We start from the raw sequence: 14428 nt of genomic DNA on the forward strand, positions 1-14428 counted from the left end.
TCTTTGCCATGCCGGCCCCGTTCCTTTACAGGCGCCTCCAACAGGCCGCCCTGGATCGGGGTCGATTAAGAAAGCCGTAAAGGCCTACGGCTCAACAGGTTTCCGCGGGGCGTAGTAGCCTAGCGTGCAATGACAGGAAAACGGCGGAATGATCCCCAGTTTCACTCCGGGAGGAAGGCATCGTGGCAACCGTAATGAGAACATGGTGAATTCGGGCGGATTCCGGGAGTTCGCCGCAAGCGCGAGAAACTCGTAGGCCCGCCCCTAGAGCAGACGTTCAGCCATGAATTTGGGGGGACCCCTGGTTGATCAAGACGGTGCGTGGGAAGCGGAAGTTCGGTGGCCGCAAAGCAGCCATTTGTACATCCTTGCTCGCAAGGCCTCATCATGACGTTCTCAATGTGTGTTGTAAATTCGAATTGGACCTGAAACCTTCAGCCCCACTCAACTGGATGAGCAGGGATCAAGTCCCAATCAAACTCAAGACGATTTGTTCGATCGCTTTCGAATCAAGGCCTTGTTGCGGGCCGTCTTCTGTGACGATGAGACGACCATCAGGATTCTTGGTGGAATAGATCGTAAACCCGTTCGCTTCGTAGAGATCCTTTTTGCCCGCCCAACGCCTTCTATACTGCTCATCGGAGAGCATGCCGCAATGTTCCCAATACCAGCTATTGCCATTCGACTCGATCAGAAAATCCGCCCAGCGGCCTCTACCATTATCGAATGGAAGGCGTGGTTCGATCTGATATGAGAGTCGCCCCTCCTTCTCAAAACCGTACAGAATGTTCGCGATGGCAAGCTCGTTTTTCGAGCTCACCATCTCCCCACGCAAGGTTCGATGGATAAGTCTTTCCTCAAGAAAGGTTCTCTGTGAGTTGCTCAAACTTCGCGGCAGTTCGGGAGGAAGTTTGACGGCTTGTGGCCGGGTTGTGCGTAGAAGGTTCGTGAACCGCGCAGCAATGTCAGAATAGACATACTGCCTGAGCGACAAGAACGAGTCGAACGGCCCCTGATGCATTATCCAGATGCGTTTCTTTTGGCGCGTCAACGCCGTGTAGAGCATCTCACGCGATACGAGACGACTGTGGGCGGGCAATACAAGAATGACGCTACCAAACTCACTACCCTGCGCCTTATGGACTGTGATGGCATAGGCGAGTTCTAGGTAGGGGCTACCGTCTTCCAAGAAATCGGATCGCTTGAAGGAAAAATTCCTGTCCGCCCGCCCCGAGAATTCGATGTGCGTGAAGCTCGGCTGGCTCTTGCCGTACTTCGTTTGCCCCGTGACCATTCCGATTTCGCCGTTCGCGATGAATTCCTGATCGCCACTTCCTGCGGGATTATAGATGTAGGGCTTCCGCCGGTGATTGCGCACGCAGATTACCTTATCACCATAGACGATCTGTTCCGCGCCGCGGGGCTCGGTGAAACGCATCCAGTCCAGGTAGCGCGGAACCCGCGCCGAGCCGACAGCATCTTCCACTCTTTTATGTCGCAGCCGTTCCTTGATGCGGCGGTTGATGAACGTCGAACCGCCGGGCGTATTGCGGTTGACGCTGAGTATTTGCCAGTCTTCCGCTTTATCGGCGCATCCCTTGTGGAAGTTCAGATATCCCTTGCCGTTGCGCTCTGCGCCAAGGGACTCTTCAAGTTTGTCGACCAGATCATCCTGATTTGCGTCCAGCTCTTCGGCGATGACGCTCTCGATCAGCCCCGACAGATCGGCGACCGTATCCCATCGTCTGTATTTTACGGTAGCATCGTCCTCGCCCTGAAGCGCCTGCACGATGATTTCATCTTCGCCTGGTGGCAACTCCCGACCCGAGAAAATTGCTGCGAGCTGCACGTCTGAACGGGCCAGCGCCGGAGTTCGATCTTCGCTCACAGTGTCTACCTGCCGGCGTGGTGTCGTTAGCTCACCGACACCCTGGCTGTCATGCGAGCGCTTCAGATATTCGATAATATCAACGAACGGGCAGCCTGCGCCGATTGGGGGGAGTTGATAAGGGTCGCCGACTAGGATCAGGCGGCAGTTTTGCGGGATCGTCTCGATGATCGCAGCGAGCATGTCTTCGGTCAGCATTGACGATTCATCAATGATGCACGTTGTGGCTTCGACTTTCGGGGCTTCAGGATTGATGAAGTAGCGCCCAGTGTTTGGGTCGTAACGGTGCGGGAGAAGGAACTGCGCGACCGTCTGCACATTGCTCTGCTGCCCGGTTTCCGCCCCAAGCCGTACGCGCGCCTTACCAGTCGGTGCGAGCAACCGCACCCTGCTGCCCACGATATCCGTGTGGCCAAGTAGGAGTTGCAGCACGCTCGTTTTCCCCGTCCCGGCGGGGCCGATCAGGACACCGATCCCGCTCGCACCAAGGCGTGAGAGCGCTGCGGCCTTTTCATCCCGCGCGCGTTTCTCGTCAAGATCGGTTACGGGATAGGCCTTGAACTTGTCGTCAACCAGATTGCGCCAGTCGATATGCGTCGCGGCGTTCTTCGCCTTGAGCCGCTCGTTTACAGCCTTGCTGATGATTTTCCCGCTCGCGACGTACCTACCGAGCTGAAGGGTAAGATTACCGTCTTCGCCCTGCACATCGACCTTGGACGCAAAATCATCCCGACAAAGATCGACAATATCGGCATCGAGTGGCAACGGATGCACTGTTGCGAGCGCCGCAGCCGCCTCGCCGAGTTGCGAAATTGGCAGCAGCGTGTGGCCCTGAGCTGCGCTGTCTTCGAGAAGGCTGATTGATGCCGCGCGAAGTCTGAACTCATTATCGTATTCGGCGAGAGTATTGCTGCACGAAGCCGGAAGGGGATGAACCGTGGCGACCTCCTTACCGGGGTAGATGCCCCGGTCTACCGTTTCGAACGAAATCGCATCGGGGGCGGTGCGGTCATCCTCATAAAGAAGGAACGGATTCTTGAGTGTTTCCTCGGCGCCCAGTCGGAGAGCCCGAATGGCCTGGTCTCTGGTCAGTTCAAGGCGCGATAGAAGCCTGAGCCGATCCATTTCTGGATCCTTGTTCCGGAGCTTGGCCCACCGCTTCTTCATCATACGGGTTATGTCAGGAGCCCCAATGGGTGCATCGCGCTTGCCCATCATGATGGCGTCTATCACGGGCCACGGGTCCGCGTTCTCTTCGAGTTCGTCGGCGAGCGCCATCGCGAACAGGGTACCGTTAAAGCCATCGTGCAGCGCTGAAAGTACGACACCAAGCCCCGGGGCGGGACCTTGCATTGCCCATAGCCGCCCGAGCCGTTCATCGATCCAGCCGATATACCGATCCCACGGCCCGCTAAGGATTTCAGAGGTACGTTCGAGCGCGCCGCGCGCGGCAATCAGAGACGCCGCCGCCGCACCATGCCAGACATGTTCGCTCCCATAGGAGAATTGTGCCTTAGCATCATCGGGGACGAACGCCACGAATTCGGCAGCATCGCGATCCTGCCGCTTCTCTAGTTCGCTGAGCACTGCCTGATATGGCATCACGAAGCCGCCGGTAACGCCGCCGCCTTGTTTGGCAGGACGCAGCGAATGCTGGATGGGACGCTCCCAGACCATAGCCCGCAATGGCGAGTTATGGCCTTCCTTGTAGGGATATTCGGTCAAATCGTGCTTTTTGTTCAGTAGCGCCGCACCAAGCAGGACGCGTCGTTCATCATCGCACAGCGGCGTGCGCGTTGCATAAAAGAGCACGAGGCTTTCGCCTTCGATCAGTGGTGCCGCGAAGGCGTTCAGCAGCGCTTCCTGATTATCAAAGCCCTGAATCCAGCTTGTATCCTCCAGCCAGCCCGGTGCAGAGGGCTCTCTCTTCTTTTCAGCATCGAGCTCCAGACTCCCGGCTATTTCAAAGCCGCTGTCTTTCAGCATCCAGCGGTAGGGGATCGAAACCGCCCCCCAAGCCGGTACGCGGACTGTTTGTTTAAGGATATGGATGTGATCTCGGCTCCATTTCGAATAGGCCATCACACTGTCAAAGCTGTGCGCATTCGCACTCATAAAGCTCGCGCTTGAGCGCATACATGGTGGTCTTTGGTCCGGCGCCAAGTCATCGAACGCTTCGTCGTGCAGGTCTGCTTCTAGCAGATCGTTGCGATTCTCGGCGATCAGCTTCAGGGCCAGGCAAGAGCTATTCGCGATCGGGTCGTGGCAAACGTGACCATCCCAACCTCGGTCGTGCCAAGGAACACGGATGGACAAATTCCTAGTGATGCCCATGATTTCTGCCTCCGCCCTACTATCGCTACCCGTCGTAGACTGACAGTTCCGTTACACAAAACAGAAAATCAGTTCCCAGACCTCAAAATATTCTCCCGCTGTTTCAGACTGCGGACATCGCCTTGCCTAGCTAGCGTTGAAAACTGGCCGTCGGCCTGAGGAAAGGGCGAGCTTGTCGTTGAATGGCTGAAATAAGAGTGAGAGCCAGCGTTATGGCCGTATCCGGCAGGAGATCGCGCGGCTGAAGGCAATGGACCAGGCCCTGGCTGATGCGCCCGACGGACAGAACTCCCTGACAGACCCCGATGCGTGGGCCATGGCGACCAGCGCCCGGCACAGCGGCATGGTCGGCTACAACGTCCAGACTCCGGTCGATACCGAGACGCATCGGGTCGTGGCGCATGACGTGACCAATCAGGGCTTTGATCGCGACCATCTGAGCCCGATGGCGGTCGCGGCCAGAGAGGCCCTTCTGCCACGCTACAGAGATATAGAAAATGTCGGCAGCCCTGAAGTACGTTTGGTTCGAGCTGCACCGCAAGGGCCTTAGGCTGGAAGATTTCTTGTCCAGCTAGGGCGTGTTGACGTTCACCTGAGTTGAAGGATGGTTGCAGCAAGTGAGATGAAGGCGGCGAAGCTCTGATCTGTTTTGCATGACCGCAGCGCAATGCCCCTGTTTTCCTTGAGCTTTCCAAAGTAATTCTCGATCAGATGCCGCCATTTGTATGTTTCCTTGTCGAAGGTCGCGGGGAAACGCCGGTTCGATTTCGGAGGGATGACCGGGGTTATGTCCTGCTTATCGAGAGCAGAGCGCAGCCAGTCGGCATCGAAAGCGCGGTCGGCAAGCAGGTGGTCGGCACAGAGCCGCTCGATCAAATCCGGCACGGCGCGCAGGTCATGCGCTTGTCCGGGCATCAGCCTGAAGTCGACGAGGTTGCCCAAACTGTCGGTCAGCGCCAATATTTTGGTGGTGATACCGCCGCGCGAGCGCCCTATGGCCTGGCTGAGAGTCCCCCTTTAGCGCCCTGGCCCGAGCGGTGGACCTTGACGATAGAGCCATCGATCATCGCGTACTCGAGATCGGGGCTCGACGATAACACTCTGAACATGTTGTAAAATACATCGGCTTTGACCCACCGCCGGAAGCGTTTGAAGACTGAGTTCCAATGCCCGAACTCGGCAGGCAATTCACGCCACTGCGCGCCTGTCCGCACAATCCACAACACCGCTTCCATAAACAACCGCGGATCGCCTCCAGTCTGGCCGGGGTCGGTTTGCTTGCCAAGGCAGAAGGGTTCGATGATCGCCCAATGGGCGTCGGTCAGGGCACGTCGGGTCAAGGCTGCTCTCCTCTGTTTGCAACCTTGAATCAGAACTCACACCGAATGGGAATCCTGAACGTCAACAGACCCTAATTGAACGGCAGTCGCCTTTCGCATTCTATTGTCACAGAAGGAGACAAATACGCATGCTGCAACCAGTTCTAAACCAGCACGATCCTGGCGGGCGACGAATGATCCGCCTTCCCGACGGGGTGGTGAGTGACGCGGAGTTTTCAGAGGACCAAAGGTTTCGGCAGAAGTTGATGAGGGATTGGACCCCCGAAGGCCGGGAGAGTCGGACGATCCTATGGATCGGCATGAACCCTTCCACGGCGAACATCAACTTCAACGACCCTTCCTGCCACCGAGAATTCTTGTTTTCGCGGCAGTGGGGATACACGCGTTACCTCAAGGGCAACATACTCGACTACCGCGCCACTCGTCCACGAGACATCCCCCGCGACCTTGGGGCCGCGAGAACCCCGCGTAACCTCGAAGCGATAATGGAGATGGCGGACGATGCTGAATGCGTGGTCATTGCTCACGGCAATATGCTGAAACGGCATCAGCCCGCCATTGACGACGTTCTGCGTGTGGTCGCGCAGAACAGGGTTCCGATGTTCTGCCTGGGGCAGACAGGTAAAGGTTTCCCAAGACACGTCCTAACCGTGCCTGCAGACGTTCAGCTACAGCGATTGGCTATGCTCGAACCGTGACGTTAGCGGTGTCCGTTATGTCTGCGCTGCGGACCTCAGGAAAAGAGATGTCGCGGCACGTTTCCACGAAGGACCGGTTCGCAGAAGCTGCGACGCAGCGATGGTGCGCTTGGCGAATGTCCTCTGTGGGTGGCTCCTGCATTGCAAGAGTTTTCTGGCGGTTTCTGCGGTCGTTTTCGTCAGTACCGTCGTCTGTCCGGCCTGTTTGTGCGGTGGTGTTCCGCTGGCCCTGATGAATTCCGCGAGCGAGGTTCCTATCGGCTTATCGACCTTAGAAGAGGGCCGCTGACATTCCCGGAGTGTCCTTGCTCTTGGTTGACTTACTTCCGCATCATCACTTCAACGTCTTGCATCTCGTGAGCAGCTGGCGCGATCAGAACGCGGGCTGCCGGTATTCCTGTTTCTTCGTGAGCATCGCCCAGATGATCCTGGCTGCCTTATTGGCCATTGCAGTCGTCGCCAGCCGGAACGGTTTGTCCGCGATGATCTTCGCGGTCCAGAGATCGACTTTCTCGGGCGAACGCTTCGCCATGACTGCCCGCGAAGTCATGCTCACGACCAACAGCTTCCGGATGTAGCGATCGCCTTTCTTGGTGATCTTGCCCAATCGTTCCTTGCCGCCGCTGGATTTGTTGAGCGGGGCGAGCCCCAACCAGGCGGCCAGGTCACGCCCTGTCCGGAACTGTTTTGCATCGCCGATCGTAGCGACAATCGCAGAGGCGGTGATTGGCCCGATCCCTGGCATGCGCATCAGCCTGCGCGCATCTGCGCTCAGCATTGCGTGTTGTTCGATCATCTTGGAATAGCCTTCGATGCGCTCGTTCAAGCCGATGAACTGATAGCATTGGATGCCGAGCATACCGTTGGCGATCTCAGGCATGTCCGGGTGGTCGCCATTCAGGTGATGCTTTGCGAAAGCCGTCACCGCTTCAATCCCAATCGGCAAGATGTGCCCAAACTCGCGCAGCAGGCTGCGGATCATGTTGACCATCTGCGTGCGCTGCCGAACCGCCAGGTCCCGCGTGCGATGGATCGAGAGAATGGCTTGCTGCTCCTCCGTCTTGATCTCGACAAAACGCATGGTCGGGCGTCGAACTGCTTCGCAGATCGCTTCCGCATCAACGGCATCGTTCTTCCCGCGCTTCACATACGGCTTCACATAGCCAGCAGGCATCAGCTTCACATCGTGGCCAAGCTTGCGCAGCTGGCGTCCCCAATGATGCGATGATCCGCAAGCTTCCATCCCGACGACACACGGCGGAAGCGTCTCAAAAAAAGCGAGCAGCTTCGCGCGTTTGATCGCTTTGTTGAAGATGACGCGGCCGTTCTCCGAAATGCCGTGAACCTGAAAAAATCCTTGGCCAGATCAAGGCCTACGGTCTTTACTGTCATTGGGTGGCTCCTTTCCTAGCAGTCATTCACAACTGCACTTTGGCACATTCGATGCCGGTGGAGCAGGAGCCACCCACCTCATCCGGTTTGGGCCGATCAACCCGGACACGGTGATCACGGCTACAGTTCCGACGTCTGCGGCTGAGACAAGTGACACCCTTTCAGCCACCTGCGCCCCCTTCCACATCCTCCGATACCTCCTGCCGCAGCTTCGGCCCTTGCGCGAGGCGCCGACCGAGAGCCGAGATAAATGCCTCATAGCGCTCCCCAGCCTTTGCCCGCGCCGCCTTGGCCGCGGGTTCCGGCAGAGCCGGTGTTGTTGCAAGCCAGAAGCGGATGAACACGGCCAGGCTTTCAACAGAAATCCCGACATCGCGTTCCAGCCGGGTGATCCGCCTGTCGATCTGATCCAGGCGCCTGGCCAGAACCGCTTCGCGTCGCTCTGCGTCATCCGGAGAGAGGAAGGATGCGATCGCGGCCTCGGCCACCATCGACTGGGATCGATCACGCCGGGCGGCGAAGTCTGCAAGCATCTGCATGACCTCGGGATCGAGGTAGACCGAGATCTTCGTCTTCTTGCGGCTGGTGGTCATGATCAAAGCTCCATCCCGTCGTCGGGATTGAGGGAGACCTGCCGCGCAACACCGCGCATCTGCTGCGCGATGCGCCGATTGCGGATGGCGCCATCTTCCTCATCCTCGGGTGGATCGAATTCAAACTCGTTCTCAATGGGGGCATGCCAGTCGACGGGCTGAGGTTGCGCCAGCTCCGGCTGAAGACGGCGCTCCGACGCTGTCGGATCATCATCCGCCGGTCCCGTCTCGGAGACTGGCTCCAACTCGTCGTCCTGCTTTGGGACTGCAAGACTGCTCCAGTCATCCTCCTCAGGGATGCCCACATCCACCAAGTCGGGTGGCGGCAAGACCCGCTCAGTGAACCGCGCATCTTCGTAATACCGTGCTTTCGTCGCCCGGATCGGTGGTGTGCCGGCCACCATGACGATCTCGTCGGATGGCGGCAGCTGCATAATTTCTCCGGGGGTGAGCAACGCCCGCGCAGTTTCCGACCGGGACACCATGAGATGGCTGAGCCAAGGCGCCAGACGATGCCCGGCATAGTTCTTCATCGCCTTCATCTCGGTGGCGGTACCGAGGGCGTCGGACACCCGCTTGGCCGTACGCTCATCATTGGTCGCAAAGCTCACCCGGACGTGGCAATTGTCGAGGATCGAGTTGTTCGGGCCGTAGGCCTTCTCGATCTGATTCAGCGACTGGGCGATGAGGAAGCTCTTCAGCCCGTAGCCCGCCATGAAGGCCAGCGCGCTCTCGAAGAAATCCAGCCGGCCAAGCGCCGGGAACTCGTCGAGCATCAGAAGCAGCCGATGACGGTCATCCTTGCCTTGCAGATCCTCGGTCAGGCGTCGGCCAACCTGGTTGAGGATCAGACGGATGAGCGGCTTGGTGCGATTGATGTCAGATGGCGGCACCACGAGATACAGCGTGACGGGGCGCGGTCCCCCGACAATGTCACCGATCCGCCAGTCGCAGCGGCGCGTGACCTGGGCGACGACAGGGTCGCGATAGAGGCCAAGGAAAGACATTGCCGTCGAAAGCACACCGGAGCGTTCATTCTCGGACTTGTTGAGCAATTCACGGGCGGCACTGGCGACCACGGGATGCGGCCCCGCCTCTTCCAGGTGCGGCGTCCGCATCATCGCGCGGAGCGTGGACTCCACGGGACGCCGCGGGTCGGACAGGAAGTTGGCGACGCCGGCCAGCGTCTTGTCCTTCTCGGCATAAAGGACATGCAGGATCGCCCCGACGAGCAGGCTGTGGCTGGTCTTCTCCCAGTGGTTTCGGCGCTCCAGGCTCCCCTCGGGGTCGACGAGGATGTCGGCGATGTTCTGGACATCGCGAACCTCCCACTCCCCACGGCGTACTTCCAGCAGGGGGTTGTAGGCCGAGGAGTTCGGGTTGGTCGGATCGAAGAGCAGGACCCGACCGTGCCGGGCGCGGAACCCGGCGGTCAGCTGCCAGTTCTCTCCCTTAATGTCATGAACGATGGCGGAGCCGGGCCAGGTGAGAAGCGACGGCACGACGAGCCCTACCCCCTTGCCGGATCGCGTCGGCGCAAAGCAGAGCACATGCTCCGGCCCATCGTGGCGCAGATATTCCCGTTCATAGCGACCGAGAACCACCCCATCCGGGTCAAACAAACCGGCCGCCTTCACCTCGCCCTTCTCGGCCCATCGGGCAGAACCATAGGTCGCGACGTTGCGGGCCTCGCGGGCGCGCCAGACCGACATGGCGATGGCTACGCCGATGGAGATGAAGCCCCCCGAGGCGGCGATGATCCCGCCCGTCGCGAAGACCGGCGGCGCGTAGGCCTCGTAGAAATACCACCACCAGAAGATGGCCGGTGGATAGTAGACGGGCGTCCCGAACAGCACGAACCAGGGCGAGCCCAGCTGTGCCTGATAGCCAAGGCTCGCGGCCACGTATTGCGTCGCGCCCCAACTGGTGGCCAGAATGATGAGGAAGACGATAGAGATCTGTCCCCAGAGGATCTTGGTCGCGGACATGACTGTCGCTCCTTTCCGGTGTGTTGATCAGAGGCCGAGGCCGCGCTTGCGGCCGAAGTCCCAATCGACCCCGCCGTCCCCGCGCGCGACGCCGGTGACATCCCGGCCGAGATGCTTTTCGAGGGAGGGCGACCAGGGCACCAGCTGGAAGCCGAGCGCGCCGTCAGTTCCATAGCCCTCGATCATCGCAAAGCGCCCCGAAGCCAGCGCGAGACGCTGGCGATAGATACCGCTCACGTAGTCACCCGCTTCCGCCTTGTTGAATGGTAGCCCGGTTTCCCCCGAGAGCTGCGCGCCAACCGCCTGCAGCTCCCGGTCGCGCAAGGTTCCGAGCAGGCGCCGGGCAAAGACCACCCTGCCGCCCCGCCGCTCGCCTAGCCCTTCCGTGACCAGGTGCTCGGCCCGGGCTTCCAGGGCCTCCCGGACTTCGGCACCGAAGCCCTGGTCCGACAAGGCGAGCGGGTCGCGCGCGATTGCCTGCCGGTCGAGCCAGGTGGCCCCGGACGCGGTCACCTGCGCAGCGAGGTCCAGGTCGGACCGGACCGCCAGCGCGACACGACGCTGGCCGCGCGCATCGTCATAGGTGCGGAGTTCCACGATAGAGCCTGGGGCGCTGTCGCCGGCGGCGTCGAGATGGGGCAGACGGATATGGTGGCTCCGGCCATCGACACCATCGACGACGGCATAGGCTGTCCCCTTCAGTTCGTCATCACGGCCCCGCTGGACCAGACGACCGATGACGGGAACATCGAGGCTCTCTGCGGCAAGGACGTAACTCGAGGACCCGCGCTCGATCCCGCGTTCCGTCAGCGCCCGATGCATCCGCTTGATGATGTCGCCACGCTCCCCCATCTCGCGCAGGACCGCCTCTGCATCATCCCTGATGTGCCATTGCGACTGTCCGATCTGGTCGGCGACGCCGAGGATTTCCAGCTTTCGCAACCGCCCGACCTTCAGCGCGTGAAACGCATCCGGCTGCCGATCCGCATCCGGCGCCATGTCGAGGATGCGCGAACGCCCCGCATCCCGCAGCAACTGACGGTCGAGCTGCGTCCAGCGCTCGGCCTCGATCTGACGTTCAAGCGTCTGGCGGATCTCGAGATCGCTGCGTGGACCCAGTTCCTGGGTGATGAGATTCCGTGCCCTATCGCGCATCCCCTCCTTGATGTAGTCCCGCGAGATCACGAGATCCTGGCCGTCGTTGCGCACACCCCGAACGATCAGGTGAACGTGCGGATGCGCGGTGTTCCAGTGATCGACACCGACCCAGTCAAGTGAAGTGCCGAGATCCTGCTCCATCCGCCCGACGAGATCGCGGGTGAAGGTTTGCAGGTCGGACATTTCCGGCGCGTCGTCGGGCGAGACGATGAAACGGAAATGATGACGGTCATCGCGACACAGCTCGGCAAAGGTCCGGCCATCGGGATCCTCCGTTCCCGATCCGAAGAGCCTGGCCTTCTCCCCGTCCCGGGTCACGCCGTCCCGGCGCAGGTAATCGAGGTGGGCTCCGAGAGGCGCGGATTTCCCGCTGTGCCGCACCACACGCGCCTTGACCACCGCGCCGCGCGTGCGGGCGGTGATGAGGCGGTTGGCCTGAATGCTGGCACGCTGACCACGCCCGAAGCGGGACCGATTGCCCGGGGTGACACGCCCTGCCCGCGAGACGCCACCACCGGCCTTCTTCGCGGCAGCCAGGGCCTGTGCGACAAAGGGTCGACCCTGCTGCGCCCGGGTGGAGCGGATACGCCCCGGGCGGATGCGGAACTCGCGATCATCGGGCATGGGAAATCCCCGCACAGTGCGAAACAACGCGAAAGATCAGAGTGTTAGGCACATTTCGCACGCTGCGCGCACGCGCCACACGGTGCGGAACGCAGCAAAAACATGAACAAAAACAACCGCCCAACCGCCGCGCACCGTGCGCCCTTTTATCCTGCCATCCTTCGGTCGTGGTGCCCGCCATCACCGCCCGCCCCCACAAAAGCACGCCAGAGTACGATGGAGCGCGAAGTGCGATCTCCCGAGTCATGGCTGGACCTCACCAGTCTCCCGCTGGACAAAGAGGCCCTCAGGCTGCGGGGTGATGCCCGCCTGCGGCACCGCCGGGACGGGTGAAGGAGCGGCGCCGACCGTCGGGTGAGGCGACACAGGATCGGTTGCAAGCGTGCCGTCGTCGCGGCTGATGAAGATCGCCGCCTCACGCCAATCGCGTGGTCGTGCTGCAGTGATACCGGTGCCCGATGGCCGCTCGCCAAGCAGAACGGGTGCAAGCGCAGCGACATAGGCACGTGTCTCGGGAGGCAGCGGACGATCCGCCAGTCGGTATTCTTCGTAACGAGCAGGACCGGCATTATAGGACGCCAGCATCGCCGCGACATTGCCATAGCGGTCCCACATCTCGCGCAGATAGGCCGTGCCCGCGAGGATGTTGTCACGCGGATCGTAAGGGTCTCGGCCAAGACCATGACGGATGCGCAGCCCCGCCCAGGTGTCGGGCATGACCTGCATCAGCCCCATCGCGCCAGCGGAAGAAACCGCACGCAGATCGCCCGCGCTCTCTGTTCGCATCACGGCCATGATCCATGTCGTCGGTATGCCGAAGCGCTGCGACGCCTCGGCAATTTGGACGGCGTAGGGATGCGCGGCAATTACGTGTTCGGGCACATCGGTTTGCGCCAAGAGCGGCTGCGTGGCGGTGACCGGGATGAGGAGGCCGGAAAGAAGAAGGAGGAGAATGCGGCGGCATATGCCACCTCTCTCCGAAGCGGGAGCGGTGCAGGACGCGATCATCGTCAGTCCTGCTCGTCGCGTTTCTTCGGGCGGGTCCAGTGCAACCCCCAGTCCCTGCCCTCCTCATCCGACTGGAACAGGCGGGCGCGGATCGGATGCCGGAAAACCGGGTCATCGAGCAGGACCGAAACGAACGCCCCGGCGGTTTCGCCGGTGTGTTTCCAGCCCGCGCCAACCTCCGGGCCCTCATCGTCACCGAGATGGATGCGATAGGCGGGAGCTTTCTCGGAATCGACATTGTCTGTGGGAACGAAGGTCAGTTCCAGGTCGAGAGAGAGCGTACGCAGCTGTCCGGAATAGCCGGACGGGGTGCGGGTGAATTGACCGATCTGTGGCATTGAAGGTTCCTTCATAATACGGTGGTTAGGATGCGGGCCGCTCGCACGTCCCGCCATGGACGCGCCGTCACCGATCCGGCGCGCACCAGACGAGGCGGCCATCGCCGCCCTCATCGGTGAACAGTGGACTGGCCCGGCCGATCACTGCCGAGGTGGGGAACGGGCCGAAGTAGCGGCCGTCGAAACTGTCAGCGACCGCCGGGTTCATCAGGAAGACCTCGCCCTCCGCGATGGAACGACAGCCCTGCCAGACGGGAAGATCGCGGCCCTGGCTGTCGCGCTCTCGCGCCTCCCCCAGGTGTCTGCCATCGACGGTGATCGCAGCACCGTCACGGCAGACCCGTTGTCCCGGCAGCCCGATGACGTGCTTCAGGATCGGCACATCGCGACCGACATAGCCGCGCGCGACCATGAAACCCGCAAGGGGTTCGGGCGGCATAACGGCGACCAGATCTGGCACCTCGAGCCGATCCGTTGGTGCGATGGTGTAGAAACCGATCGGCACGCTGGCCGAGGCGTTCCAGACCAGCCGTGGCGCAGTCGGAATGCTGCCGGCGATGACGGCGGCGAGCGCGGCAACCGTCGCCACGATGTAGCGGACGTGGGTCATTTTCCGATCTCCCGACGCCGGAGCCATGCGGCATGGCGTTCCGCCGTATAGAGTCGCGGCGCTTCGCCCGCCTTCATCCAGTGGGCGACATGGCGCCAGTGATCGGGATCGACGTCGGCGGCATCGATGCCAAGACTCTCGATTGCATCGATATGGCGCAGGACCTCTTCGACCTTGGGCCAGCCTTCGATTTTCAACAAAATCTCGCCACCGGGACGCACAAAGGGCAGCGTCTGGTAGGAGTTGCCAGCCGCGATCGCGCGAACAATGTCGATGCGCGAGACAACGGTACCGTAGTCATTCGCCGCCCAGCGGACGAAGCCAAACACGGTGCCGGGACGGAAGAAGACGATGCGGCGGCTGCGGTCGAGGATCTGCTCCCCTGCCCCGTTGCCGAACCGGATCCAGAACTCGGTCTGCTTCTCCAGCCAGATCAATTCGACGCGGGTCATACGGT

At 60.9% G+C, this 14428-nt stretch carries 10 protein-coding genes and 2 pseudogenes; 2 read left to right on the forward strand and 10 right to left on the reverse strand.

Translation table 11 applies throughout. The features are described 5' to 3' along the window. Positions 1-463: 463 nt before the first annotated feature. A complete protein-coding gene (locus F3H87_RS19795) occupies positions 464-4222 on the reverse strand; it encodes an AAA family ATPase (RefSeq protein ID WP_149789647.1) in 3759 nt (1252 codons plus the stop codon). 202 nt (positions 4223-4424) lie between these two features. Here F3H87_RS19795 and F3H87_RS19800 point away from each other — a divergent pair. Beyond that, a pseudogene (locus tag F3H87_RS19800) lies at positions 4425-4694 on the forward strand (IS5/IS1182 family transposase); the annotation flags it as partial. Positions 4695-4810: 116 nt separating this feature from the next. Here F3H87_RS19800 and F3H87_RS19805 read toward each other — a convergent pair. Next, a protein-coding gene (locus F3H87_RS19805; RefSeq protein WP_223228145.1) for an IS5 family transposase occupies positions 4811-5562 on the reverse strand; the annotation gives its coding sequence in 2 pieces (ribosomal slippage) (positions 4811-5229 and positions 5229-5562; 753 coding nt in all). A 128-nt stretch (positions 5563-5690) separates the two neighbouring features. On the opposite strand from F3H87_RS19805, the gene F3H87_RS19810 reads away from it, so the two are divergent. Next, positions 5691-6260, forward strand: a complete 570-nt coding sequence (locus F3H87_RS19810) for a DUF1643 domain-containing protein (protein WP_149789646.1) — start codon at positions 5691-5693, stop codon at positions 6258-6260. A 373-nt stretch (positions 6261-6633) separates the two neighbouring features. Here the strand turns inward: F3H87_RS19810 and F3H87_RS19815 are convergent. From F3H87_RS19815 to F3H87_RS19850, 8 genes and pseudogenes are all read right to left on the reverse strand, one after another. Further along, a pseudogene (locus tag F3H87_RS19815) lies at positions 6634-7652 on the reverse strand (IS110 family RNA-guided transposase). Between the two features lie 161 nt (positions 7653-7813). Further along, positions 7814-8245: a CopG family transcriptional regulator gene (locus F3H87_RS19820; protein WP_149789644.1), complete on the reverse strand. Its 432-nt coding sequence runs from the start codon at positions 8243-8245 to the stop codon at positions 7814-7816. 2 nt (positions 8246-8247) lie between these two features. After that, complete coding sequence (locus F3H87_RS19825) at positions 8248-10233, reverse strand: conjugal transfer protein TraG (RefSeq protein WP_149789643.1); 1986 nt, start codon at positions 10231-10233, stop codon at positions 8248-8250. Between the two features lie 27 nt (positions 10234-10260). Beyond that, a complete protein-coding gene (locus F3H87_RS19830; RefSeq protein ID WP_149789642.1) occupies positions 10261-12015 on the reverse strand; it encodes a relaxase/mobilization nuclease domain-containing protein in 1755 nt (584 codons plus the stop codon). Positions 12016-12258: 243 nt separating this feature from the next. Beyond that, complete coding sequence (locus F3H87_RS19835) at positions 12259-13023, reverse strand: lytic transglycosylase domain-containing protein (RefSeq protein WP_149789641.1); 765 nt, start codon at positions 13021-13023, stop codon at positions 12259-12261. A 2-nt stretch (positions 13024-13025) separates the two neighbouring features. After that, a complete protein-coding gene (locus F3H87_RS19840) occupies positions 13026-13361 on the reverse strand; it encodes a DUF736 domain-containing protein (RefSeq protein WP_149789640.1) in 336 nt (111 codons plus the stop codon). 67 nt (positions 13362-13428) lie between these two features. Next, a complete protein-coding gene (locus F3H87_RS19845; RefSeq protein ID WP_149789639.1) occupies positions 13429-13971 on the reverse strand; it encodes a S26 family signal peptidase in 543 nt (180 codons plus the stop codon). Then, a complete protein-coding gene (locus F3H87_RS19850) occupies positions 13968-14423 on the reverse strand; it encodes a DUF2840 domain-containing protein (RefSeq protein WP_455429720.1) in 456 nt (151 codons plus the stop codon). The genes F3H87_RS19845 and F3H87_RS19850 overlap by 4 nt, the downstream gene beginning before the upstream one ends. Positions 14424-14428: the final 5 nt, after the last annotated feature.

It is taken from the genome of Lutimaribacter pacificus (assembly GCF_900142185.1).
GTDB classification, from domain to species: Bacteria; Pseudomonadota; Alphaproteobacteria; order Rhodobacterales; family Rhodobacteraceae; genus Lutimaribacter; species Lutimaribacter pacificus.

Coding starts and splice junctions, on each gene's coding strand:
- F3H87_RS19795 (WP_149789647.1), bottom strand. CDS start 4,222: ATGGGCATCACTAGGAATTTGTCCATCCGTGTTCCTTGGCACGACCGA.
- F3H87_RS19810 (WP_149789646.1), top strand. CDS start 5,691: ATGCTGCAACCAGTTCTAAACCAGCACGATCCTGGCGGGCGACGAATG.
- F3H87_RS19820 (WP_149789644.1), bottom strand. CDS start 8,245: ATGACCACCAGCCGCAAGAAGACGAAGATCTCGGTCTACCTCGATCCC.
- F3H87_RS19825 (WP_149789643.1), bottom strand. CDS start 10,233: ATGTCCGCGACCAAGATCCTCTGGGGACAGATCTCTATCGTCTTCCTC.
- F3H87_RS19830 (WP_149789642.1), bottom strand. CDS start 12,015: ATGCCCGATGATCGCGAGTTCCGCATCCGCCCGGGGCGTATCCGCTCC.
- F3H87_RS19835 (WP_149789641.1), bottom strand. CDS start 13,023: ATGATCGCGTCCTGCACCGCTCCCGCTTCGGAGAGAGGTGGCATATGC.
- F3H87_RS19840 (WP_149789640.1), bottom strand. CDS start 13,361: ATGCCACAGATCGGTCAATTCACCCGCACCCCGTCCGGCTATTCCGGA.
- F3H87_RS19845 (WP_149789639.1), bottom strand. CDS start 13,971: ATGACCCACGTCCGCTACATCGTGGCGACGGTTGCCGCGCTCGCCGCC.
- F3H87_RS19850 (WP_455429720.1), bottom strand. CDS start 14,423: ATGACCCGCGTCGAATTGATCTGGCTGGAGAAGCAGACCGAGTTCTGG.